This is a genomic window from Nocardioides caeni (assembly GCF_004912195.1).
Lineage (GTDB): Bacteria > Actinomycetota > Actinomycetes > Propionibacteriales > Nocardioidaceae > Nocardioides > Nocardioides caeni.
The window spans coordinates 173219-194370 of the sequence record NZ_STGW01000004.1 but is presented as its reverse complement, the minus strand read 5'-3'; the positions used below and the strand labels follow the sequence as shown (position 1 = coordinate 194370).

23 protein-coding genes and 2 pseudogenes are annotated in these 21152 nt (G+C 70.7%); 14 read left to right on the top strand and 11 right to left on the bottom strand.

Features of this window, described 5'->3' with window-relative positions:
- Positions 1-291, top strand: a pseudogene (locus tag E9934_RS08570) (hypothetical protein); the annotation flags it as partial.
- A 29-nt stretch (positions 292-320) separates the two neighbouring features.
- Here the strand turns inward: E9934_RS08570 and E9934_RS08565 are convergent.
- The 5 genes and pseudogenes from E9934_RS08565 to E9934_RS20235 all read right to left on the bottom strand — a co-directional run bounded on the left by E9934_RS08565 (position 321) and on the right by E9934_RS20235 (position 2959).
- Entirely contained in the window at positions 321-800 is a 480-nt protein-coding gene (locus E9934_RS08565) for a hypothetical protein (protein ID WP_136562460.1), read from the bottom strand.
- Between the two features lie 30 nt (positions 801-830).
- A complete protein-coding gene (locus E9934_RS08560) occupies positions 831-1190 on the bottom strand; it encodes a response regulator (protein ID WP_136562459.1) in 360 nt (119 codons plus the stop codon).
- A 7-nt stretch (positions 1191-1197) separates the two neighbouring features.
- Positions 1198-1695: a chemotaxis protein CheX gene (locus tag E9934_RS08555; RefSeq protein WP_136562458.1), complete on the bottom strand. Its 498-nt coding sequence runs from the start codon at positions 1693-1695 to the stop codon at positions 1198-1200.
- Positions 1692-2075, bottom strand: a complete 384-nt coding sequence (locus tag E9934_RS08550) for a response regulator (RefSeq protein ID WP_202977243.1) — start codon at positions 2073-2075, stop codon at positions 1692-1694. The genes E9934_RS08555 and E9934_RS08550 overlap by 4 nt, the downstream gene beginning before the upstream one ends.
- Positions 2076-2086: 11 nt before the next feature.
- Positions 2087-2959, bottom strand: a pseudogene (locus tag E9934_RS20235) (CheR family methyltransferase).
- Between the two features lie 161 nt (positions 2960-3120).
- On the opposite strand from E9934_RS20235, the gene E9934_RS08535 reads away from it, so the two are divergent.
- Together E9934_RS08535 and E9934_RS08530 are read left to right on the top strand one after the other, a co-directional pair.
- The gene (locus E9934_RS08535; protein WP_238694849.1) at positions 3121-4179 is read left to right on the top strand and encodes a protein-glutamate methylesterase/protein-glutamine glutaminase; all 1059 of its coding nucleotides are present in this window, start codon (positions 3121-3123) and stop codon (positions 4177-4179) included.
- Positions 4180-4322: 143 nt separating this feature from the next.
- On the top strand, positions 4323-6092 hold the full coding sequence (locus E9934_RS08530) for a hypothetical protein (protein WP_136562454.1): 1770 nt from the start codon (positions 4323-4325) through the stop codon (positions 6090-6092).
- Between the two features lie 14 nt (positions 6093-6106).
- Here E9934_RS08530 and E9934_RS08525 read toward each other — a convergent pair whose 3' ends face one another.
- The 5 genes from E9934_RS08525 to E9934_RS08505 all read right to left on the bottom strand — a co-directional run bounded on the left by E9934_RS08525 (position 6107) and on the right by E9934_RS08505 (position 10091).
- Positions 6107-6445, bottom strand: a complete 339-nt coding sequence (locus tag E9934_RS08525) for a hypothetical protein (protein WP_136562453.1) — start codon at positions 6443-6445, stop codon at positions 6107-6109.
- On the bottom strand, positions 6442-6840 hold the full coding sequence (fliS, locus tag E9934_RS08520) for a flagellar export chaperone FliS (RefSeq protein ID WP_136562452.1): 399 nt from the start codon (positions 6838-6840) through the stop codon (positions 6442-6444). The genes E9934_RS08525 and fliS overlap by 4 nt, the downstream gene beginning before the upstream one ends.
- 11 nt (positions 6841-6851) lie before the next feature.
- Entirely contained in the window at positions 6852-8195 is a 1344-nt protein-coding gene (fliD, locus tag E9934_RS08515) for a flagellar filament capping protein FliD (protein WP_136562451.1), read from the bottom strand.
- Between the two features lie 122 nt (positions 8196-8317).
- The gene (locus E9934_RS08510) at positions 8318-9118 is read right to left on the bottom strand and encodes a flagellin N-terminal helical domain-containing protein (RefSeq protein WP_136562450.1); all 801 of its coding nucleotides are present in this window, start codon (positions 9116-9118) and stop codon (positions 8318-8320) included.
- Between the two features lie 130 nt (positions 9119-9248).
- Positions 9249-10091 carry a sigma-70 family RNA polymerase sigma factor gene (locus E9934_RS08505; RefSeq protein WP_136562449.1) on the bottom strand — a complete coding sequence of 281 codons (843 nt, stop codon included), beginning with the start codon at positions 10089-10091 and terminating at the stop codon, positions 9249-9251.
- A 257-nt stretch (positions 10092-10348) separates the two neighbouring features.
- On the opposite strand from E9934_RS08505, the gene E9934_RS08500 reads away from it, so the two are divergent.
- The 11 genes from E9934_RS08500 (at position 10349) to E9934_RS08455 (ending at position 20117) form a co-directional block, all read left to right on the top strand.
- A complete protein-coding gene (locus tag E9934_RS08500) occupies positions 10349-10831 on the top strand; it encodes a flagellar protein FlgN (protein WP_136562448.1) in 483 nt (160 codons plus the stop codon).
- Positions 10831-12222, top strand: a complete 1392-nt coding sequence (flgK, locus tag E9934_RS08495; protein WP_136562447.1) for a flagellar hook-associated protein FlgK — start codon at positions 10831-10833, stop codon at positions 12220-12222. The genes E9934_RS08500 and flgK overlap by 1 nt, the downstream gene beginning before the upstream one ends.
- A gap of 22 nt (positions 12223-12244) precedes the next feature.
- Complete coding sequence (gene flgL, locus E9934_RS08490) at positions 12245-13135, top strand: flagellar hook-associated protein FlgL (RefSeq protein ID WP_136562446.1); 891 nt, start codon at positions 12245-12247, stop codon at positions 13133-13135.
- An 8-nt stretch (positions 13136-13143) separates the two neighbouring features.
- Positions 13144-13557: a flagellar assembly protein FliW gene (gene fliW, locus E9934_RS08485; protein WP_238694848.1), complete on the top strand. Its 414-nt coding sequence runs from the start codon at positions 13144-13146 to the stop codon at positions 13555-13557.
- Between the two features lie 57 nt (positions 13558-13614).
- Positions 13615-13860, top strand: a complete 246-nt coding sequence (csrA, locus tag E9934_RS08480) for a carbon storage regulator CsrA (RefSeq protein WP_136562444.1) — start codon at positions 13615-13617, stop codon at positions 13858-13860.
- Positions 13861-13973: 113 nt separating this feature from the next.
- A complete protein-coding gene (locus E9934_RS08475; protein ID WP_136562443.1) occupies positions 13974-16157 on the top strand; it encodes a chemotaxis protein CheW in 2184 nt (727 codons plus the stop codon).
- Complete coding sequence (locus tag E9934_RS08470) at positions 16154-16633, top strand: chemotaxis protein CheW (protein ID WP_136562442.1); 480 nt, start codon at positions 16154-16156, stop codon at positions 16631-16633. The genes E9934_RS08475 and E9934_RS08470 overlap by 4 nt, the downstream gene beginning before the upstream one ends.
- Complete coding sequence (locus tag E9934_RS08465) at positions 16630-18939, top strand: methyl-accepting chemotaxis protein (protein WP_238694847.1); 2310 nt, start codon at positions 16630-16632, stop codon at positions 18937-18939. The genes E9934_RS08470 and E9934_RS08465 overlap by 4 nt, the downstream gene beginning before the upstream one ends.
- 209 nt (positions 18940-19148) lie before the next feature.
- Positions 19149-19307, top strand: a complete 159-nt coding sequence (locus E9934_RS19570; protein WP_158294965.1) for a hypothetical protein — start codon at positions 19149-19151, stop codon at positions 19305-19307.
- Complete coding sequence (locus tag E9934_RS08460; RefSeq protein ID WP_136562441.1) at positions 19304-19582, top strand: hypothetical protein; 279 nt, start codon at positions 19304-19306, stop codon at positions 19580-19582. The genes E9934_RS19570 and E9934_RS08460 overlap by 4 nt, the downstream gene beginning before the upstream one ends.
- A complete protein-coding gene (locus E9934_RS08455) occupies positions 19575-20117 on the top strand; it encodes a protein kinase family protein (RefSeq protein ID WP_136562440.1) in 543 nt (180 codons plus the stop codon). Before E9934_RS08460 ends, E9934_RS08455 begins: the two co-directional genes overlap by 8 nt.
- Positions 20118-20351: 234 nt before the next feature.
- Here E9934_RS08455 and E9934_RS08450 read toward each other — a convergent pair whose 3' ends face one another.
- The gene (locus tag E9934_RS08450; protein WP_238694846.1) at positions 20352-21047 is read right to left on the bottom strand and encodes a response regulator; all 696 of its coding nucleotides are present in this window, start codon (positions 21045-21047) and stop codon (positions 20352-20354) included.
- Between the last annotated feature and the right edge of the window lie 105 nt (positions 21048-21152).

Below are 21152 nucleotides of genomic sequence, written 5' to 3'. Positions count from 1 at the left end.
CACGACCATCCCGTTCCGTACGTCCCGCCCGACGACGGCGGGCCACCCGGGCAGACCGGTGACCACAACGACGCACCCGTCACCCGGACCGACCATCGTGCGAAGACCCACCTGGGCTACCAGGTCAAACAGCTCGGCCTGGGCGCCTACCGCTGGGAGACACCCCACGGCCTGGCCCGGGTCGTCACCGGCCACGGCACCCGCCGCATCCAACTCCTCAAGACCACCGACGGCACCACCATCGGCGAGCTCTACGACACCCCCTACGACCTCCGGATCGCCTTCAACTGACTGAGATCCGGCCGACTCCCCGGTCGAGGTCAGACGAGTACGACGGACAGCGCCCCGCTGCCGTAGCCGTTGATGTCGACGGTCAGGTCCTCACGCCGCCCGAGGGTGAGCGTCTGGATCCGGACCATCGGGTCCAATGGGGGACCGGCGGGGTGGAGGGCGTGCAGCTTGAGGTGGTCGGCGCCGGGGACGTTGAACACCGATGCGGCGATGTTGAGGACCTCGTAGAGGTTCTCCGCGAGCGTGTCGGTCAGCTTGCCGTCCTCGATGGCCGCTTCGGCGCCACCGACCGGTACGAGGCCGATGGCCGCTCCGGCGTGGGCGGAGAAGGTCAGGTCGCAGGCGATCAGCGCGCTGATCCGCAGGCTGTCGTCGACGTACACCGCGACCGACGCGGGGGTGTCGGGGCCGGGCGCGAAGGGCGCGGCGGGCGACAGGGTGACCTCGCGGCCGAGCAGGTCGGCGAGCAGGTCGCGCAGCTGCTTGGGCTGCGGCAGGTGGATCACCATCGCGGGACTCCTCGTGGGTGCCTGACAGCGTCAGGCGATGCTGCGGAGGGCGTCGTCGAACGCCTCCGGGGTGAACGGCTTGGCGATCAGGAAGGCGGCGCCGGCGGAGCTCGCGCGCTGACGCATCTCCTCCGACCCCTCCGAGGTGACGAAGCCGAATGCGACGTCGGAGCCCGCGGCTCGCAGCGCCTGGAGGCAGTCGATGCCGTTCATCTCCGGCATGTTCCAGTCCGAGAGCACCAGGTCGGGTGCCTCGCTCGTGACCATCTCGAGGGCCTGGCGGCCGTTCTCGGCCTCGACGATGTCGTGGCCGCCGTGGCCGGCCTGCCGCAGCGTGCGGATCACGATCTGCCGCATCACGCGGCTGTCGTCGGCGATCAGGATCTTCATCGGTTCCTCACTGGGGGATGTGGACGGAGACGCGGACGGGTGCGCCGCGCCAGGCGAGGTCGAGACGACAGGCCTCGGTGACGTCGCTGGGGAAGGCAGCACGGCCCGCGGCGACGGCGGGCAGCGACAGGGTGCTCGGTCCGGGCATCAGGCTCTTCACGTTGCCGCCGACCATGTTCACCAGCTCGCCGACCGCGTCGGCGACGTCGCCGTCGGCGACAGTCTCGGTGCCGGGGATGTCGAGCATGGTGCCGGTGAGCTGACGGGCGACGTCCTCGTCGAGCTCGACGGTGACCACCCCCTGCCAACCACCCGTCACGGTGACGGTGGCCGACCAGACGCCGGCGGCGTCGAAGGGCGAGCCCGGCGGCACCAGCCGCGGCAGGAGGACCTCGTCCTCGCCGAGCAGGGCCAGCCACACGTCCTCGGTGAGCATCCGGACGTCCTCCGGATCGGGCGTCTCGAGGTCGGCGGACGACGGGTCGAAGAAGGTCAGCACGTTCATGCCAGTGCTCCGTCCTGGGCAGGCTGCAGCAGACCGAGCAGCTCGAGCTTCTCGACGATGGCGTCGGGGGTGAAGGGCTTGATGACGTACTCGTGGGCGCCGGCGGCCAGCGCGCGCACGATGTTGCGCTGCTCGCTCTCGGTCGTGACCATCATCAGCGTGATGTCGCGCCACTCGGGGTTGGCGCGCACCTCGGTGATGAACGTGTAGCCGTCCATCACCGGCATGTTCCAGTCGATGAGGCACACGTCGGGCACGAACCCGGCGTTGAGGTGGTCGAGCGCCTCCTGGCCGTGTCCGGCCTCGCAGGTCTCGAAGCCGAGGTCGGAGACGATGCGGCGCAGGATGCTCCGCATCGCCCGGGAGTCGTCAATGATCATCGCTCGCACGGTCAGGCTCCTGTCGAGGCAAGTGGTGAGCTGGGTGAGCTGGGTGAAGTGGTGGACGAGAGGTCCAGGGGCGGAGCGCTGGCGCGCCGGTGCACCTGGACGCGACCCACGGGGTCCCGGCGCCACGCGGCGCTGAGGTCGGCGGGCAGGTCGAGCGTGGTCTCCGAGGAGCCGAGCAGCAGGAAGCCGTCGAGCTGCAGCATCGGCAGCATGCGGCGCAGGATGTCCTGCTTGGTCTCGGCGTCGAAGTAGATGAGGACGTTGCGCAGCCAGATCATGTCGAAGGTGCCCAGCCCGACGTACGGCGCCGCGAGGTTGAGGTGGCGGACGGTGACCCGCTCGCGCAGCCGCTCGGCCACCTCCCACTCGCGTCCCACACGGGTGAAGTAGCGGACCAGGCTGGTCGCCGGCAGACCGCGGTTGACCTCGACCTGGCTGTAGCGCCCCGCCTTCACCCGCTCCAGCATCTAAAAANGGCTGTAGCGCCCCGCCTTCACCCGCTCCAGCATCTGGGTGGAGATGTCGGTGGCGACGATCTCGTAGGTCCAGTCGCCCGGCAGGTGCTGGTCGAGCAGCATCGCGATCGAGTAGGCCTCCTGCCCGCTCGAGCAGGCAGCGCTCCAGATCCGCAGTCGCCGGGACAGTCCCCGGTTCTCGACCAGCGCGGGCACGATCACGTCGGTGAAGGCCTGATAGGGGGTGTGGTCGCGAAACCAGCTGGTCTCGTTGATCGTCAGCGCGTCGATCACCTTCTGGCGCTCCACGACATCGACGCCGAGTCGAGCGACATAGGACTCCAGGGGCAGGCCCTTGGCAGCGGCCAGCGGCGCGAGACGGGCCTCGACGAGATACTCCTTGCCCTCGTCGTAGATCATGGACGTCTCGCGCCTCACGAGTGCCGAGACCGAGTTGAAGGTGGCGGAGGCGGTCATGCCCGCTCCATCGGCCGTGCCCGGTGGCGCCTGACGAAAAGATCCGGATTTGCCGGTCGTCCCTTTCGAGTCAGGGATCACCACTCCCCGCCGATGGGGTCGTCGTGACGCAGATCAGGGTTCTCGTGGTGGACGACTCGGCGCTCGTACGTCGCCTCGTGACGACCGCGCTCAGCAGTGCGACCGACATCGACGTGATCGCCGTCGCCAAGGACGGCCTCGAGGCCGTCCGGATGGTCGACGAGCTGCGTCCCGATGTCGTCACCCTCGACATCGAGATGCCGAACCTCGACGGTCTCGGCGCCCTGACGCAGATCCGCGAGAAGCACGCCCGGCTGCCGGTCATCATGTTCTCCACGCTCACCGAGCGGGGCGCGACCGCGACCCTCGACGCGCTCTCCCGAGGCGCCTCCGACTACGTCACCAAGCCGTCCAACACCGGTCAGATCGCCGACGGCATCGCCGCCGTCCGCGACCAGCTGGTGCCGCGGATCCGCGCACTGGCGGGGATGCGCAAGCTCACGCCGGGCGCCGGAGGTCCCGTCGTACGTCGCGAGCGGGCCACGCCGCCCGCCCAGTCCGTCAGTGCCCTCCTCATCGGCTGTTCCACGGGTGGCCCCGATGCGCTGGCCCGCCTGCTCCCGCGACTGCCCGGCGACCTCGGCGTGCCGGTGCTGATCGTCCAGCACATGCCGCCCGTCTTCACCGCGATGCTCGCCCAGCGTCTCGACCGCGTCTCGGCACTGACGGTCCGCGAGGCCGCCGACGGCGACGAGGTGCGCCCGGGCGAGGTGCTGATCGCTCCCGGCGACTTCCACATGCGGCTCCAGCGCTCCCCGCTCGGCACCCGGGTCGTCCTCGACCAGGGCCCGCAGGAGAATTTCTGCCGGCCCGCCGTCGACGTGCTCTTCCGCTCCGCGGTCCAGCTGTACGGCGGGGGTGCCCTCGCGACGATCCTGACCGGCATGGGCCAGGACGGTCTGGCCGGTGCCCGGGAGCTGGCAGCGGCCGGCGCGCGGATCCTCGCCCAGGACGAGGACTCCTCGGTGGTGTGGGGGATGCCCGGGGCCGTTGCCGGCGCGGGACTCGCGGACGACGTACTCCCGCTGGAGCAGCTGGCAGACCGGATCACGGCGACCGTACGCCGGACTCGCGCTGCGTGAGACCGGCTCCATCGCATCCGAGGGGCATCGGTTCCGAGGCTCGTCCTCGTCCGGATGTGGAGTGACCATGGCAGGGTCCGAGCCCGCTCTCAGGCCACGCTCTCGGCGGACACCGCTCCGACGGTTTCATGGGGGAACTGCCAATGTCCGCTCGTCCTCGTCTCCGGCACGCGCTGTGCCGGGTCGCCCCGGTGGCCCTGGTCGCCGGCGTCCTCGGCCTCGTGCCGACCCAGCTGCCGTCGGCGACCGCCGCCGGTCAGTCGATCTCGACGACCACCAACGTCACGGCCTCGACCGGCAACGGCCAGTGCCTGAATCCGAACGATCCCGCCGACCCGGTCAACTGCAACCAGTTCGCCGACCGCGAGGACGTGTGGCTGAGCAACCTGCCCACGGGACTGGGCGACGGCGACTACTTCCTCGCCGTCACCGCTCCCGGCGCGCAGCCCGACCCCAACGACGGCAGCCCCGACCTGCTGTCGACCGACTCGCACCTCGACCGGGCGTTCCGGGTCCAGGGCGGCGTGGTCAGCAGCCTCGGGACACATCTCGTCGAGAACCAGCGGGTCCAGCTGTTCCCCTATGCGGAGACGCCGAACGGCGGCGGGGTCTACATCGCGACGGTGTGCCGCTTGGCGGACTACCCGGTGGAGGGATCGGACTGCACCCACGACGCCTTCAAGGTCGGCGACCCCGATCCCCTGGTCGCAGTCCCGCCGGCGATCGTGAAGGATGCCGACGGCGCCTACGACCGCACCTACGGCTGGACGATCACCAAGGTGGCGGACAAGGAGACGGTCCAGCAGACCGGCGGCAGTGTGACGGTCACCTACGACGTGACCGTCACCCACGACGCCGGGCCGGTGTCCGGTGTCGTCGTGAGCGGCACGATCAGCGTCTTCAACCCGAACGCCGCGACGATGGTCGCCGACGTCACCGACCAGCTGTCCGACGGCACCGTGTGCGCGGTGACCGGCGGCGCCGGCGCGGTGCTGCAGCCGGGCGACAATGACTTCGCCTACTCCTGTGCATTGGCCTCGCTGCCACAGGCTCAGCTGGACAACACCGCCCAGGTCAGCTGGGCCGACCAGGTGGTCGGACAGGCTCCGCTCGCGGGCGGCATGGCGACCTTCGTCTTCGACGGTGTCGGCTTCACCGAGACCACGATCGACGAGTGCGTCGACGTCACCGACACGGTGCCCGGCGCCCTCGGCTCCGTCTGCGTCGGCGGCGCCAACCCGACCGGTTGGGAGTACGAACGGATCCTTCCCGTGGAGACGCCCGGCTGCGTCGACTACGACAACACGGCGACCTACGTCACCAACGACACCGGCACGAGCGACAGCGCGGACGCCACGGTGACCGTGTGCAAGGTGCCGCTCGGCACGGGTGCCAAGACGATCGGCTTCTGGCAGAACAAGAACGGCCAGGGCGTGATCGCCAACAGCGCGGCGACCGGCGGCGTGTGCAACGTCGGCACCTACCTGCGGACCTTCGCACCGTTCAAGAACCTGAGCGCCTCGGCGACCTGCGCCCAGGTGGCCACCTGGGTCAAGGGGACCATCGGCCAGGCCACGGCCAGCACGATGAACGCCATGCTCAAGGCCCAGATGCTGGCGAGCGCGCTCAACGTCCACTTCACCGGTCCCGGCAGCACGGCGGCGACGCGCAAGTTCATCCCCAAGACGGTGCTGGGCGGCGTGCTGATCGACCTGACCACCGTGTGGGGCAACCAGGACGTCAGCCAGGCGTTCGGCGGTGCGACGACGATGAAGGTGTCGGCCATGCTGACATACGCGGCCGGCCAGTCCAACAACGGCGGCAGTGTCTGGTACGGCAACGTGAAGTCGGTCCAGGGGAAGGCCAAGAACGCCTTCGACGCCATCAACAACCAGGCGGTCTACGCCCCGTAGCGGTGCGCAACCCCTCAGGCGCTCACGTCGAGATAGACCGACGGCGTGGGCGCCTGGGTGGCGTTGCTGACGCGGGTGGTGACCTGCTGGTGCTGGCGGTTGCCGGCCAGCGCCGCGGGGATCGCTGCCATCAGCCGCTGCTGGCGCTCGAGCAGCTGGCGGGCACGAGGGACGAACTCGTCGGGGATCGGACCGAGATCGGCCGGCGGTGCCCACGGCTCCGGCCCGTCATCGCTGAGGCCGCGGATCATCTGCTCTGCCCGGTCGGCGTGCTGCTCGAGCCGGTCGAGGGCCTCGCGCCACGTCACGGGGCGTCGGGGTGCCTCGGGGCCGGTGCGGTCGAGGGCGCTCATCCGACCGACGCCATCGCTGCTTCGCGCCAGGTGTCGCACAGCTGGCGGGCGAGGGTCAGGGCCGCCGTGGTGACGGCGGTGTCGCGGCCGACGTTGGCGCGCACCAGCTGCTCGCGCAGCCAGGCATAGAGCGAGGCCAGCTGCTTGCCGGCGGGCATCTTGTCGACGTCGAGGCTGGCCTCGAGCTCGGCGACGATGTCCTGCGCGTGCAGCAGGTGGCGGTGGGCGTCCGGCCAGGACGCCGCCTGCTGCGCCGCGAGGCCTCGCTCGATGTCGAGCACGAGGCGCTCGACCAGCATGACGAGCAGGCGGGCGGGCGACGCGGTGGCGATGGCGTTGCCCTGGTAGGCGGACTGGGCCTGCGCGGCGCGGACCGTGGTGGTGGTGGCATACATGGTGCTGCTCCTCACTCGGTCGAGGCGGCCAGGGACTCGAGCTGGCTGGTGAGCCAGGACGACTGACTGTTCAGTTGGGACAGGGCGGTCTCGAGGGCGGTGTACTGCCGCTCGAGGGCGGCGCGCCGGATCTCCAGGCGTTGGTCCCACGCCTCGATGTTTTTGTTGAGCCGGGTGATCGTCGAGCTGTGGCTGTTGATGGCGCCCGTGATCGAGCCGTCGTACTTGTCGCTCGCGGCCGTGGCCACTGCCTCGACCCGGGAGGCGAAGCCGCCGGTCCCGGTGAACGCGGCGGCGGTGGCGGCCGGGTCCGCGGCATAGGCCGTGGCGAAGGCCGACTCGTCGAAGACGAGCTTGCCGTAGCGGTCGATCTGGATGCCGTACGACGCCATGGAGCTGCCGTCGCCGGGATAGATGGCGTCCTGCAGGGCGCTCGCCACCCGCCGCACGGTGCTGTCGCCACCCAGGACGCCGGAGCCGTCCTTGCTGTTCGCCGTCGTCGTCTGCATCTGGGTGAGCAGCGTGTTGATCTGGTCGACGAACGACTTGACGCTCGCGGAGGCGCCGGCGGCGTCCCGGGCCAGGGTCACGTCGGAGGAGCCGGTCGCGCTGGTCGCGAGCGTGATCGTCACGCCCGGCACGACGTCGGCGAAGGTGTTGGTGCTGGAGGTGGCGGCAATGCCGCCGATGTCGATGACCGCGTCCTGGCCGGCGCGGACGGTCGCTCCGCCGAGGAGGGCAGCGCCGGTGGAGTCGGTCAGCTCGAAGGCCTGGTCGCCTCCGGTGCTGGCGGACTCGACGAGCAGCCGGTACTGGTCGGTGCCGCCGTTGGTGCCGGTGCGGACGAGGGTGGCCCGCACGCCGGAGTCGGAGGCGTTGATGGCGGCAGCGAGCTCCTCGAGCGTGCCGTTGGCGGTGTCGATCTGGACGTCGGGCTCGCCGGCCCGCTTCAGCAGCACGCTGGTGCCGGCGCCGGTGACGACGTCGGTCCTGGCGTGCGCGTCGGTGAAGGCCAACCGGTGGGTGAGCGCGGTCTGGCCGACGGTGACGGTGAAGCCGCCGGCGGCTGCGCTGGTGGAGGCGGAGACGGTCACGCCGCTGTTGGTGGAGGTCGCCTTGAGCGAGGACCACACGCTGGTCGTCGAGACGGTGTTCGTGCCCAGGGCGCCGGCGGACGTCACCAGCGACTGGAGTGCCGTGTTCAGCTTCTGCAGCGCGGTCACCTTGCTCTGCTCGGTGGTGACCTGGGTCTTCAGCTTGGTCTGGGAGGCGGCCTCGAGCGTCATCAGCTGGTTGATGATGCTGGTGGTGTCCAGACCGCTGGCGAGCCCGCCGATGCTGCTGGTGCCTGCCATGGTCGACCTCCGTCTGGGGCGCAGGGTGGGGCGCGGGAACGCGGGAATGCGGGGGGAAAAGCAGGAGTGCCGGTGGGGCCGGTGGCCCCACCGGCACTCCGAGGTGCAGCGTTGGTGCGGGATCAGCCGCGGAGCAGCTGCAGCACGCCGTTGGGGGCCGAGTTGGCCTGGGCGAGCATGGCCGTGCCGGCCTGGGAGAGGATCTGCGAGCGGGTGAGGCTCATCATCTCCTGGGCCATGTCCGTGTCGCGGATGCGCGACTCGGAGGCCGACAGGTTCTCGATCGCGACGTTGACGTTGTTGATCGTGTGCTCGAACCGGTTCTGGACCGCACCGAGCTCGGCACGCTGGGTGGAGACCTCGGTGATGGCCGCCTGCAGCGTGTTGCTGTCGGTGATGTCGATCGCCGCCAGGTCCGCGCCGGCGGTGAAGTCGGCGAGGGCGGTGGCGGAGATGTCGATGGTGTCGCCCGAGTCGTAGCCGGTCTGGAACGTCAGCGCGGCACCGCCGAAGAGGTCGACACCGTTGAACTTGGTGTTGTCCTTGATCCGGGTGATCTCGGTCTCGAGAGCGTCGAACTCGGCCTGGAGGGCCGCCTGCGACTCGGTGTTCTGCGTGCCGTTGTTGTACTGCACGGAGAGGTCGTTCATGCGCTGCAGCATGGAGTGGACCTCGGTGAGCGCGCCTTCAGCGGTCTGGGCGACCGAGACACCGTCCTGGGCGTTGCGGACCGCGACCTTGAGGCCACCGACCTGCGAGCGCAGGCCCTCGGAGATGGCCAGGCCGGCGGCGTCGTCGGCGGCCCGGTTGATCCGGAAGCCCGACGACAGCTTCTCCATCGACTTCGAGAGCTGGTTCTGCGTCACCGACAGGTTGCGGTAAGCGTTGGTCGCCTCGATGTTCTGGTTGATGCGAAGACCCATGATGTTTCCCTCCTGGAATCAGGTCGTTCTCTGGTTCTCGGGTGACCGTCCGTGGTCTCCCGTCGGGTTGGTGATCGGTACGTCGATCACCGGCCTGAGTGGTTTTCGCCCCGGTTTCTCACCGGTTCGGCTACCCGGCGGCGCCGAGCGGGCTGCTGACGCTCCGCGCTCCGCTGGCGTGGCGGGCGGCGACGGCGGCGAAGTAGGACTCGCGGCGCCGCTGTGCGACCCCGCCGGTCTTGCCGGTGGGCCGCACGAGCGACGGCTCGAGCGCGTGGTTGAGGGCGTCGCGCAGCAGCGTGAGCGCCTCGGCGCGCATCTGTGAGATCCGTGAGTCGGTGACGCCCAGCTCCGCGGCGATGTCGGCCATCGGCCGCTCGGCGAAGAAGTAGTCCTGGACGACGCCCCGCAGCCGCTCGGGCAGCTCCTCGATGGCCTCGCGCAGGTAGGTGAGGCGCTCGGCGTGCTCGAGCAGCTCCTCCGGGGACGGGGCGCGGGTCGGGACGAGCTCCTCGATCGGCGTCGTGGTCGAGCCCTGCAGGGAGAGGACCTGTGCCCGGGACACGTCGTCGTCGTTGGCGGCGACCTCGTCGCGGGAGAGGCCGGCGGCCTGGGCGACCTCGGCGACGTTGGGGCTGCGGCCGAGGACATTGGCCAGCTGGCTGCGGGTCTCGGCCAGGTCGCGGGCCCGGCGTCGTACCGACCGGGACGCCCAGTCGACGGACCGCAGCTCGTCGAGGAGTGCGCCGCGGATGCGGGTCGCCGCATAGCGGTCGAAGGGCACGCCGCGATCGGGGTCGAAGGCCCGGGCCGCGAGCACGAGCGCGGTCAGTCCGGCCGAGGTCAGGTCGTCGCGGCTGACGTGGGACGGCACGCGTCCCATGGTCTCCCGCACGATGTGTCCGACCAGCGGCATGTGGGTCGTGATCAGCTCGTCCGTCTCGGTGGTGACGGTGCCCTCGTACTCGTTCACGGAGCAGACACTGGTGGTCCGCGCCGGCGTGTCGCAGCAGAAATCCGCTCAACTGGCTGGTCGGTGTGCCAATGCAGGACCGAGGTCCCGACCGGGTCTGGTCACATTCGGATCAGGGACGTCGACCGTTGGGCTGACGCGGGACCGCAAATCCCTCAGGTCGCCACGGTTGGGGGCGATGGGTCCGGCACACCCCGGACGACTCGATCGGGGGTTCGGTACTCGGGACGTCGAACGGAAAGGTCGGACGGGGCGAGATGGACAGGCTGTCGCAGATCCTGTGGCGCGAGCGCGAGCTGCTCGAGTCGCTGGCATACAAGCTCGAGGTCGAGCGGATGGTGCTCGCCACCGGGCGGACCCGCTGGTTGGTCAACGCCACGCGGGAGATCGAGGGGGTCCTCGACGACCTGCGCGCGACGGAGGTGCTGCGCGCCACTGCCGCCGACGAGGCCGCCGAGCAGCTCGGTCTGACGCCGAACCCCTCGCTGAGCGCGCTCGCCGACTCCGCGCCCGAGCCCTGGAGCGGCATGCTGCGCGACCACCGCGACGCGATGATCGCGCTGGCGCGGGAGATCGCCGACACCGCGGAGGACGCCAAGGGCCTGGTCACCGCGGGCTACCGCTCCGCCCGTGAGACCCTCCTGGCCATCGGCGGCACCAGCTCCGCCAGCTACTCACCCGACGGCAGCGTCGTCCACGACACCACTGCCTCCCGTCGACTCGTCGACCGGAGCCTGTGATGGTCGGCTCCTTCGGCTCGATCACCTCGGCCCTCTCGGCGCTGCGCTACCAGCAGGTCGCGCTCGACGTCGCCGGCAACAACGTCGCGAACGCCGCGACCGAGGGCTACGTGCGCCGGACGGTCAACGGAGTCTCGGTCAGCAGCGCTGCGCCCGCGCTGTGGTCGGTCTACGACGGTCACGGCGACGGCGTCCAGGTCGGCTCGGTCGAGCGACAGGTCGACCCGCTGCTCGATGCACGGGTCCGTCGCGAGCACGGCAGCCTGGCCTACCTCCAGACCACCCAGACCATCCTCGCGCGCGTGGAGGAGGGGATCGGCGAGCCCGGCGACAGCGGCGTCTATGCCGCCATGCTCGACTTCAAGAACTCCTGGCAGGACCTCACCCTCGAGCCGGGCAGCGACGCCGCTCGCCAGCAGGTGATCGGGAGCGGTGAGTCCCTCGCCCAGGCGCTGCGGCTGCAGGTCAGCAACATCGCCGGCGAGGAGGCCGACCAGCGCTCCCACCTGCTGAACCTGGTCAGCGAGGTGAACGACGCCGCCGGCGCCGTCGCCGAGCTCAACCACAACATCCTCGTGACCGAGCAGAACGGCACCGACGCCGGCACGCTGCGCGACCAGCGGGACCTGCTCGCCCTGCGGCTCGCCGAGCTCACCGGCGCGACCGTGTCGGTGCGCCCGGACGGCCAGTTCGACGTCGTGGTCGCGGGCGAGTCGCTGGTCAGCGGCCGGGAGGCAGGCACCTTCGTCCTCGCGTCCGGGGTCACGCCGACCGGCGACACCGACGGATCCCCGATCACGTTCCGCGTCGACGCGTCGTGGGGGAGCACCGTCCTCGGCACCACGCCCGGCGGCAAGGTCGGCGCCGTCGCGGACGTCCTGACGACGACGCTGCCGGCCTACCGGGCCGGCCTCGACGCCCTCGCCGCCGACCTCGCGGCGACGATCAACACCCAGCACGCTGCTGGTTTCGACCTCGCCGGCGCCGCGGGCGGTGACTTCTTCACCTACGACCCGCTCGTCGGTGCGGCGAGCCTGCAGGTGGCGATCTCCGACCCCGCCCTCGTGGCGGCCTCCTCCGTGACCGGAGGTCTCGACGGGGCGAACGCCGACGCGTTGAGCCAGCTCGGCCACGGACTCGACGACTACCAGAAGCTGGTCAACGGCTTCGGCAGCCGGGTCGCGGCCGTCGAGCGGCAGACCGCCAACCAGGCCGCGCTCACCCGCTCCCTCGACAGCGCCTGGGAGCAGCAGGCCGGCGTCAACCTGGACGAGGAGACGGTCAACCTCGTCACCGCCCAGCGGGCCTACGAGGCCGCCGCACGGCTGTTGACGACCCTCGACGAAGTGCTCGACACCTTGATCAACCGCACCGGCATCGTCGGCCGCTGACGGACTCGGGAAGGGAACAACCATGGCCATCGGACGCGTCACCCAGCGCATGATGACCCACTCATCGCTGGAGAACCTCCAGCGTGGGCTGGGCAATCTCGCCACCTTGCAGGAGCGGCTGTCCACCGGCCGCGTCATCAACCGTCCCTCGGACGACCCGACCGGCACCACGTCCGCGATGAGGTTGCGCACCTCGCTGGCCGACCAGGCCCAGTACGCCCGCAACGCCATGGACGGCCTCGGCTGGCTCACCCAGGCCGACAGTGCGATGGACTCCGTCACCACCACCGTCAAGCGGGCGCGCGACCTCGCCCTGCAGGGAGCCAACGCGTCCACCGCCGGGGTGGTGGCCCGGGAGGCCCTCGCGGTCGAGGTCGACGGTCTGCGCGAGGAGCTCCTCGCGATCGCCAACACCACCTATCTCGACAGTCCGGTCTTCGGCGGTGTCACCGGCGGCACGGTCGCCTACGACGCGACGGGCGCCTATGTCGGCGTGCCCGGCGACGTCAACCGCCGTATCGCCGGCGACGTCGTCGTGAAGGTCGACGTCAACGGTGCCGACGTCTTCGGCAGCGGCCCGACCTCCGCCTTCGCCGAGCTCGAGGCGCTCTCCGTGGCGCTGCGCGCCGGCAACCAGACCGCGATCAACGCCGCGATCGACACCCTCAACTCCCGCGTCGACACCGTGACCAGTGCCCGCACGGCTGCCGGCACCCGCTTCCAGCGGCTGGAGAAGGCCGAGGTCGCCGCCGGCGACTCGTCGCTGTCGCTGGAGAACCAGCTCTCGACGATCGAGAACGCCGACCTGGCTGCCACGACGGTGGACCTGAAGATGCAGGAGGTCGCCTACCAGGCGGCGCTCGCCGCGACATCCCGGGTCATGCAGCCCAGCCTGCTGGACTTCCTGCGATGATCGCGGTCATGGACGTCACGGACGCCGGCGCCGGCGCGGAGGGGATCCCGGTCATCGAGCTGGTGCATCCCATGCCCGGCTTCCCCGATGATGCCCGCTTCGCCCTCGTCCGTCTCGACGAGGAGGGGATGCTGCACGGGTTCCGCTCGCTCGACCACGACGACCTCCAGTTCATCGTCGTCCCGCCGTCGGCGTTCTATCCCGACTACGCGCCCGAGATCGCCGACGACGTCGTCGCCGACCTCGGCATCGACCGGGTCGAGGACGTGATGGTCCTCCTCGTCGTCCGCGCCGGCGCCGACCTGGCCGACACGACCGTCAACCTCCGGGCGCCGCTGCTGGTCAACACGGCGACGCGGCGCGCCAGCCAGGTCATCCTGGACGACCAGGACCTCCCGCTCGCCGCGCCGCTCGTCGCGTGATCACTGTCCCGGCCATCCTCGTGCCGAGCGTCGCGTCGATCCACTAGTCTCGACGACGTGCTCGTTCTCTCGCGCCGGGTCGGCGAAAGCGTCGTCATCGGCGCCGGCACGCCCGACGCCGTCACCGTCACCGTCCTCGAGGTCCGTGGCGACGTGATCCGGGTCGGCATCGACGCGCCACGGTCGGTGGCCGTCCACCGGGCCGAGCTGCTGGAGCAGCTCGCCGAGTCCAACGCCGAGGCCGCGTCCCCGGCCGCCGAGGCCGTCGCCTCGCTCTCCGAGGCGCTGCGCCACCGCACGTGACGGGGTGGTGAGGGTTCCTCGGGACCCCTGCCCTGGGACTAGGTCCCTACTCGCTCCAGCTGGCTCATCCGCCTCCCTCCGACGCCGATAGGCGCCCCGGAAGGGAGGACAAGATGGACGACGACGCCGAGATCATCGCCGAGTTCCTCGTGGAGTCCCACGAGAACCTCGACCAGCTGGACCGCGACCTGGTCGAGCTCGAGCAGCAACCGGACTCACGGGAGCGGCTCTCGAGCATCTTCCGCACGATCCACACGATCAAGGGCACCAGCGGGTTCCTGGCGTTCAACCGCCTCGAGCAGCTGACCCACGTGGGGGAGACCCTGCTGTCGCGCCTGCGCGACGGCGAGGCCGTGATGACGCCGACCATCGCCGAGGCGCTGCTGTCGATGGTCGACACGGTCCGTGCCCTCCTCGACGCGATCGAGCGCACCAGCCGCGACGACGACCCACAGGTCGACGTCGCTCCGGTCGTCGCAGCGATCGAGGGCCTGTTGGCGGCCGGGTCCGCCGACGAGCCCGCCACCGACGAAGCTGCGGCGGGGCCGGACGTGTCCCCGGCGGCGCCCGCCGCAGCTTCGTCGACCCCCGACCCCGAGCCGGTCGTCGAGCCCGAGCCGGCCGCCAGCGAGAGCATCGAGCGCCGCGCCGTGGTGGACGCCTCCGTGCGCGTCGACGTCGACCTGCTCGACGACCTCGTCGACCTCGTCGGCGAGCTGGTGCTGACCCGCAACCAGCTGCTGCAGCGCAGCTCGCTGAGCGCCGACCTCGAGCTGGTCCGCGCCAGCCAGCGCCTCGACCTCGTGGCCAGCGAGCTGCAGGAGTCGGTGATGAAGACCCGCATGCAGCCGATCGGCCAGGTCTGGTCGAAGATGCCGCGCGTCGTGCGCGACCTGTCCCACCAGCTCGGTCGCGAGGTCGAGCTCGTCATGGAGGGTCACGAGACCGAGCTCGACCGCAGCCTCCTGGAGGCCGTCAAGGACCCGCTCACCCACCTGGTCCGCAACTCCCTCGACCACGGCATCGAGCCGCCCGAGGTCCGCACCGCGGCCGGCAAGCCCGCCAAGGGCACGCTGAGCCTGCGCGCCTACCACGAGTCCGGCCAGGTGGTCGTCGAGATCGCCGACGACGGCAAGGGCATCGACCCCGACCGCATCGGCTCCGTCGCTCTGGAGCGCGGGGTCGTCACGCGTGACCAGCTGGCCCGGATGGACCAGCGCGAGATCCTCGGCCTGATCTTCCGGCCCGGCTTCTCCACGGCCGCCCAGGTCTCCAACATCTCCGGCCGCGGTGTCGGGATGGACGTGGTCCGCACCAACATCGAGCGCATCGGCGGCAGCGTCGACGTCGCCTCCGAGCCCGGTCGCGGTACGACGACCCGGGTCCGGATCCCGTTGACGCTGGCCATCATCCCCGCACTCGTCGTGGGGGAGGGCCTCGCCGACGGCGACGAGCGCTACGCCATCCCGCAGGCCAACCTGGTCGAGCTGGTCCGCATCGAGGGCGACGACCTGGCCCGTCAGGTCGAGAACCTCGCGGGGGCGCCCGTCCTCCGGCTGCGGGGCAAGCTCCTGCCGCTGGTGTCCCTCGCCGAGATCCTCGGCGGCCCAGCTCCCGACGGCGAGGCGCTGACGGTCGTCGTACTCCAGTCGGACGAGGTGCGTTTCGGCCTGTGCGTCTCGACGGTCCACGACACCCAGGAGATCGTGGTCAAGCCGATCGGCCGCCAGCTGAAGTCGCTGGCGATGTATGCCGGGGCGACGATCATGGGCGACGGTCGCGTGGCGCTGATCCTCGACGTGGCCGGCATCGCCGTGACCGCGGGGGTCGCCGCGACGCAGCAGGAGATGTCCGACGCCCGCGGGGCCACCGCTGCCGACCTGACGTCGTTGCTGGTCCTCGAGGTGGCCGACGGTCGCCGCGCGGCCCTGCCCCTCGCGGCGGTCGCCCGGCTCGAGGAGTTCCCGACCGAGCGCATCGAGCGCAGCGGCGTGGCGGAGGTCGTGCAGTATCGCGACGGCATCCTGCCGCTGGTGCGGCTGGCCTCGGCGATCGGTCTGCCCGACACCAGCGACCGCGGCGAGCAGGTCAGCGTGGTCGTCCACGAGACGAACGCCGAGACCGGCGGTGCCGTCGGCATCGTCATCGACCGCGTGCTCGACGTCGTCGACGTGGCCGTCAGTGCGAGCCAGGTCGGCCGCCGCGCCGGCGTCACCGGCAGCGCGGTGGTGCAGGACCGGGTCACCGACCTGGTCGACCTCGAGGCCGTCGTCTCCCGATCGGGGGTCAGCGCATGAGCCAGACCGCCACCGCCACCCGCGTCGGCGAGCAGTACTGCACCTTCTGGGTCGCCGACCTGTTCTTCGGTGTGGCCGTCGAGGAGGTGCAGGAGGTGCTCCGGCACCAGCCGATGACTCCGGTCCCGCAGGCCGACGAGGCCGTGACCGGGCTCATCAACCTGCGCGGCCAGATCGTGACGGCCGTGGACCTCCGGGTCCGCCTCGGCCTGCCCGCCCGCAGCGGCGACCAGCTGCCCATGAACGTGATCGTCCGGAGTCGTGGCGAGGTGGTCAGCCTCCTCGTCGACGACATCGGCGACGTGATCGACACCGCCGGGGTGGACGCCCAGCCGGCCCCCTCGAACATGCCCAGGGAGGTGCAGGACGTCGTCCGTGGGGTTCGCCCGCTGCCCGACACCATCCTGCTCGTCCTCGACGCAGACCGTGCCGTCGACGTCTCGACCGCACCCGACAAAACCGGAGGAAACCCGTGACCGAGATCCTGGACGTGCCGGTGAACGGCACCGCTCCTGCTCCCAAGAGCCCGCGCACGGCGAAGCCCCGTGCCACCGCCCCCAAGGCTGCCGAGACCGGGTCGGCGGCGTTCGCGCTGTCGATGCTCGAGAACAGCCCGACGAACATGATGTTCGCGGACCTCGACTTCGTGATCCGCTACATGAACCCGGCGTCGCTCGAGACACTGCGTCGCCTGGAGGAGCACCTGCCGGTGAAGGCCGACGACATCGTCGGCTCCAGCCTCGACATCTTCCACAAGACGCCGAGTTATCAGCGCAACATCCTCAGCGACGAGCACCAGCTGCCGCGCCGGGCCAACATCCACGTCGGCCCGGAGATCCTCGACCTGCTGGTCTCCCCGATCCGCGACGCCAGCGGGCAGCATGTCGGCGCGATGGCCACCTGGGACATCGTGACCGACAAGGTGCGGCTCGAGGAGGAGGTCGCCCGGGTGACGTCGATGATGGAGAACAGCCCGACGAACATGATGTTCGCCGACCGCGACTTCGTGATCCGCTACATGAACCCGGCGTCGCTGACGACCCTGCGGGGTCTGGAGGGCTCGCTGCCGGTGAAGGCCGACGACGTCGTGGGCTCCAGCCTCGACGTGTTCCACAAGACGCCGGCCTACCAGCGCGGTCTGCTGGCCACGGCCGAGCACCTGCCGCGTCGCGCCGACATCAAGGTCGGCGAGGAGACCCTCGACCTCCTGGTCAGCGCCATCACCGACGGCAAGGGCGACTACATCGGCGCGATGGCCACGTGGGAGGTCATCACCGACCGCATCCGGGGCGACCGCGAGCGCACGGAGTCGCAGGCCGACACCACCGCCGTCAACAAGGTGCTGTCGACGCTCTCGTCGGCCACGGACGTCGACAGCGCGGTGCAGTCGGCTCTCGACACCGTCCGTGGTGAGTTCGGCTGGGCCTACGGATCCTTCTGGAAGGTCGACCCGGCGGACCGGACCCTCAAGTTCAGCGCGGAGTCCGGCGACGCCGGCCCGGAGTTCCGCCGGGTGACCCTGCAGGCCTCGTTCGCCGAGGGCGTCGGTCTGTCCGGCCGCGCCTGGGCGCAGCGGGACCTGTTCTTCACCCCGGACATCGGCGAGATGACCGACTGCGTGCGCGCACCCATCGCCCAGCAGGTGGGCGTCAAGAGCGGCGTCTGCTTCCCGGTCATGGTCGACGGCGAGGTCGTCGGCACGATGGACTTCTTCGCCACCGAGACGTTGCAGCCGAGCCAGCAGCGTCTGGAGGCACTGCGCAACGTCGGTCGCATGGTGTCCCAGGCGATCAGCCGGATCGAGAAGGAGTCCGCCGAGCGGGAGGCGGCCGCCGACCTGGCGGCCAAGGTCGAGCAGATCCTCGATGTCGTCTCCGCCGCCGCGGCGGGCGACCTGACCCGGACGCTCGACATCGAGGGTGAGGACGCGGTCGGCCGGGTGGCCGAGGGCCTGCGGTCGCTGATGATGACGCTGCGCTCCAGCATGGGCAACATCGGGGGCACGGCCGAGACTCTCGCCGCCGCCGCCGGTCAGCTCACCTCCCTCGCCGAGGGCATGGGCGAGGGAGCGTCGATGACGTCGGACCGCGCGGCGTCCGCGTCGAGCGCGTCGGTCCAGGTCTCGGCATCCATCCAGACCGTCGCCACGGCGGCGGAGGAGATGACGGCGTCGATCCGCGAGATCGCCAAGAACGCCACCGAGGCCGCGACCGTCGCCACCGACGCGGTCACCGTCGCGTCCGAGGCGCAGGGCACGGTCGCCTCGCTGGGTGAGTCCAGCGCCGAGATCGGCCAGGTCATCAAGGTGATCACCTCGATCGCCCAGCAGACCAACCTGCTGGCGCTCAACGCCACCATCGAGGCCGCTCGAGCCGGTGACGCGGGCAAGGGCTTCGCCGTGGTCGCCAACGAGGTCAAGGAGCTCGCGAAGGAGACCGCCAAGGCGACCGAGGAGATCGGTCAGAAGATCGACGCGATCCAGTCCGACACCCAGGGCGCCGTCTCGGCCATCAGCCGCATCGCCGACGTCATCGCCAAGATCAACGACATCCAGTCGACGATCGCCTCCGCGGTGGAGGAGCAGACCGCCACCACCAACGAGATCGCCCGCTCGGTCACCGAGGCGGCGGCCGGCGCCAACGGCATCGCCGAGGACGTCACCCAGGTCGCCACCGCGGCCTCCGACACCCGCGAAGGTGCGCAGAACACGCTCACCTCCGCCACCGAGCTCACCGGCATCGCCACCGAGCTCAAGGACATGGTCGGCAAGTTCGTCCTCTGACCCCCGCGAGCGCATGGATCCCCGCCCAGGAGGCGGGGTTCCCTGCGCTTCGTGACCGTGGCCGGGCCGATCCCCCCACGACACCGGCCCGGCCGACGGTGCCCCGCCACGACGACCGTCCCGTGCGCGCACGGGGGTTGTCACGCGGAACCGACAGTTGCTGTCGGTATCGCTCCCGCCCGGTCCCGGGCGGCCCTATGTTTCGGGCTGTGAGTGAACCCGTCGTCGCCAAGGTCTGGTGGGAGGCGCCGCACCAGGGCATGCTCGAGCGCTTTCTCGCCCCGAGCGACGTGGTGGCCTTCGGGCGCGGTGCCGGCTGCGCCATCCGGATCGGGCACGCGCCCGTCTACCTCGAGAACGTCCCATGAGTCTGGGGCGAGCCGTCCTGGCACCGCGGGCGGGTGATGGTCCAGAACCTCAGCGCCCGCTGGGGCCACTGCACCGTGGCCGCGCCCGGCGGCCGGGTTACGCCGAGCTCGCCGCCGCGAGCAACTACTCCGAGCGCACTGTCCGGGAGGCGGTCGCAGCAATGGACGGACTGCTCGTGCTGCACCGTCTTGCCGACCCGGACGGCCCCAGCGACGCGCTCGACCGCGTCGCGCAGGCCCTCCGACTGCACAGCGCGCTGCTGGGTGGTGACTGATGGACATCGCGCCGTACGCCGCCGTGACCGGCCCGCCCCGCGATCGCTCCCTCTACGGCGTGCGCCGGCCCAGCAGCTTCCGCAAGGGCGGCATCGGCGTGGTCTACGAGGCCGAGCTCCGGCGCGGGGTCGCCGACCACCGGGGACACGGGTCGGGCTCAAGCTGCTCAGCGGCGTCGACGAGCAGCTCTTCCGCAAGATCCTCGAGCGCAGCGAACGGCTGCGCACCGCCCGGCACCCACATCTGGCCGTCCACGTCGACAGCTTTGTCGGGCCGCCGCTGAGCGCTCACGGGGTCGCCGAGGAGGACGCCGACCTGTTCTACTCCGCCCACGTGTGGGTCGACGGCACCTCGATGCGTGACCAGGAACCTGCCCCGCCCGAGGTCGTCCTGGCCTGGCTGGGCCAGGTGGCCTCCGCGCTCGACCACCTCCACACGCTGCCGGACGGCGGCTTCGCCCGCCGCGACGTGCGCGCCGGCAACGTGATCGTGCGCCCGGACGGCACCGCGGTGCTGATGGGTCCGGGCCGGTGAGCGGGTTGCCGCCGGCGCCCGCGGAGCGGCGCTCGCGGCCCATCTCCAGCACGCCGCCGAGGAGCCTCCGGCGACGGCTGCTGCAGTGTCGACGTCGCGGCCGACCTCCTGGCGGGCCGGCGGCGTCCGCAACGTCGTCCTGTCCGGCTGACCCGCGCCGTCCGCTCGTCGCGGGTCGTTGCGCTGCTGCACCCGCGCGCGATCCTGTCGGACCGCGGCTGAGCGATCGGGAAGTCAGCCGACGCGACGCGCAGGCGGAGCGGAGGCCACGGACGTCGACCCGTCCCCGCCCTTCAGCCGTACGGCGAGCAGCGCGGCCTGGGTGCGGTGCTGCAGGCCCAGCCGGGCGAGCAGGCCCGTGACGTGGTTCTTGACCGTCTTCTCGGCGAGGAAGAGCTCCTCGGCGATCTGGCGGTTGGTCATGCCCTCGGCGATGAGGAAGAAGATCTTGCGCTGCTGCGGCGTGAGCTCGCAGATGACGTCGAGCGACTTGCGCTGCAGCTCCATCTGCTCCACGACGCGGCTGGCAACGGTGGGGTCGATGAGCGAGTGACCACCGGCGACGAGCTTGATGCCGCTGAGCAGCGAGTTGCCCTCGATCTTCTTCAGCACGTAGCCCGAGGCACCGGCGAGGATGGCCGAGGAGATGGCGTCGGGGTCGTCGTACGTCGTGAGGATCAGTCCCTTGATCGACGGGTCGACCGACCGCATCTCGCGGCAGATGTCCACCCCCGTCCCGTCGCCGAGGTGGGCGTCGAGGATCGCGACGTCGGGACGCAGGTCGAGGATCTCGTGGAGGGCGACGGCCGCACTCCCGGACTGGCCGACGACCTCGATGGTGGGATCGGTCTCGAGCAGGCTCGCGACACCCCGGCGGACGACTTCGTGGTCGTCGACGAGGTACACGCGGATCACGTCTTGTTGAGGCACACGTCGATTGTGCGGGGTGGAACGGCCCGCGATGGCCACTCTGTGGCACTTCTGACCGGAGGGACGAAAGGCCTGATCAGTTGGGACTACGCGGGCCGGGACGAA

Coding starts and splice junctions, on each gene's coding strand:
- flgK (WP_136562447.1), top strand. CDS start 10,831: ATGGTCGGCTCCTTCGGCTCGATCACCTCGGCCCTCTCGGCGCTGCGC.
- E9934_RS08565 (WP_136562460.1), bottom strand. CDS start 800: ATGGTGATCCACCTGCCGCAGCCCAAGCAGCTGCGCGACCTGCTCGCC.
- E9934_RS08555 (WP_136562458.1), bottom strand. CDS start 1,695: ATGAACGTGCTGACCTTCTTCGACCCGTCGTCCGCCGACCTCGAGACG.
- E9934_RS08560 (WP_136562459.1), bottom strand. CDS start 1,190: ATGAAGATCCTGATCGCCGACGACAGCCGCGTGATGCGGCAGATCGTG.
- E9934_RS08530 (WP_136562454.1), top strand. CDS start 4,323: ATGTCCGCTCGTCCTCGTCTCCGGCACGCGCTGTGCCGGGTCGCCCCG.
- fliW (WP_238694848.1), top strand. CDS start 13,144: ATGGACGTCACGGACGCCGGCGCCGGCGCGGAGGGGATCCCGGTCATC.
- E9934_RS08510 (WP_136562450.1), bottom strand. CDS start 9,118: ATGGGTCTTCGCATCAACCAGAACATCGAGGCGACCAACGCTTACCGC.
- flgL (WP_136562446.1), top strand. CDS start 12,245: ATGGCCATCGGACGCGTCACCCAGCGCATGATGACCCACTCATCGCTG.
- E9934_RS08550 (WP_202977243.1), bottom strand. CDS start 2,075: ATGATCATTGACGACTCCCGGGCGATGCGGAGCATCCTGCGCCGCATC.
- fliD (WP_136562451.1), bottom strand. CDS start 8,195: ATGGCAGGCACCAGCAGCATCGGCGGGCTCGCCAGCGGTCTGGACACC.
- fliS (WP_136562452.1), bottom strand. CDS start 6,840: ATGTATGCCACCACCACCACGGTCCGCGCCGCGCAGGCCCAGTCCGCC.
- E9934_RS08470 (WP_136562442.1), top strand. CDS start 16,154: ATGAGCCAGACCGCCACCGCCACCCGCGTCGGCGAGCAGTACTGCACC.
- E9934_RS08460 (WP_136562441.1), top strand. CDS start 19,304: ATGAGTCTGGGGCGAGCCGTCCTGGCACCGCGGGCGGGTGATGGTCCA.
- E9934_RS08475 (WP_136562443.1), top strand. CDS start 13,974: ATGGACGACGACGCCGAGATCATCGCCGAGTTCCTCGTGGAGTCCCAC.
- E9934_RS08500 (WP_136562448.1), top strand. CDS start 10,349: ATGGACAGGCTGTCGCAGATCCTGTGGCGCGAGCGCGAGCTGCTCGAG.
- E9934_RS08525 (WP_136562453.1), bottom strand. CDS start 6,445: ATGAGCGCCCTCGACCGCACCGGCCCCGAGGCACCCCGACGCCCCGTG.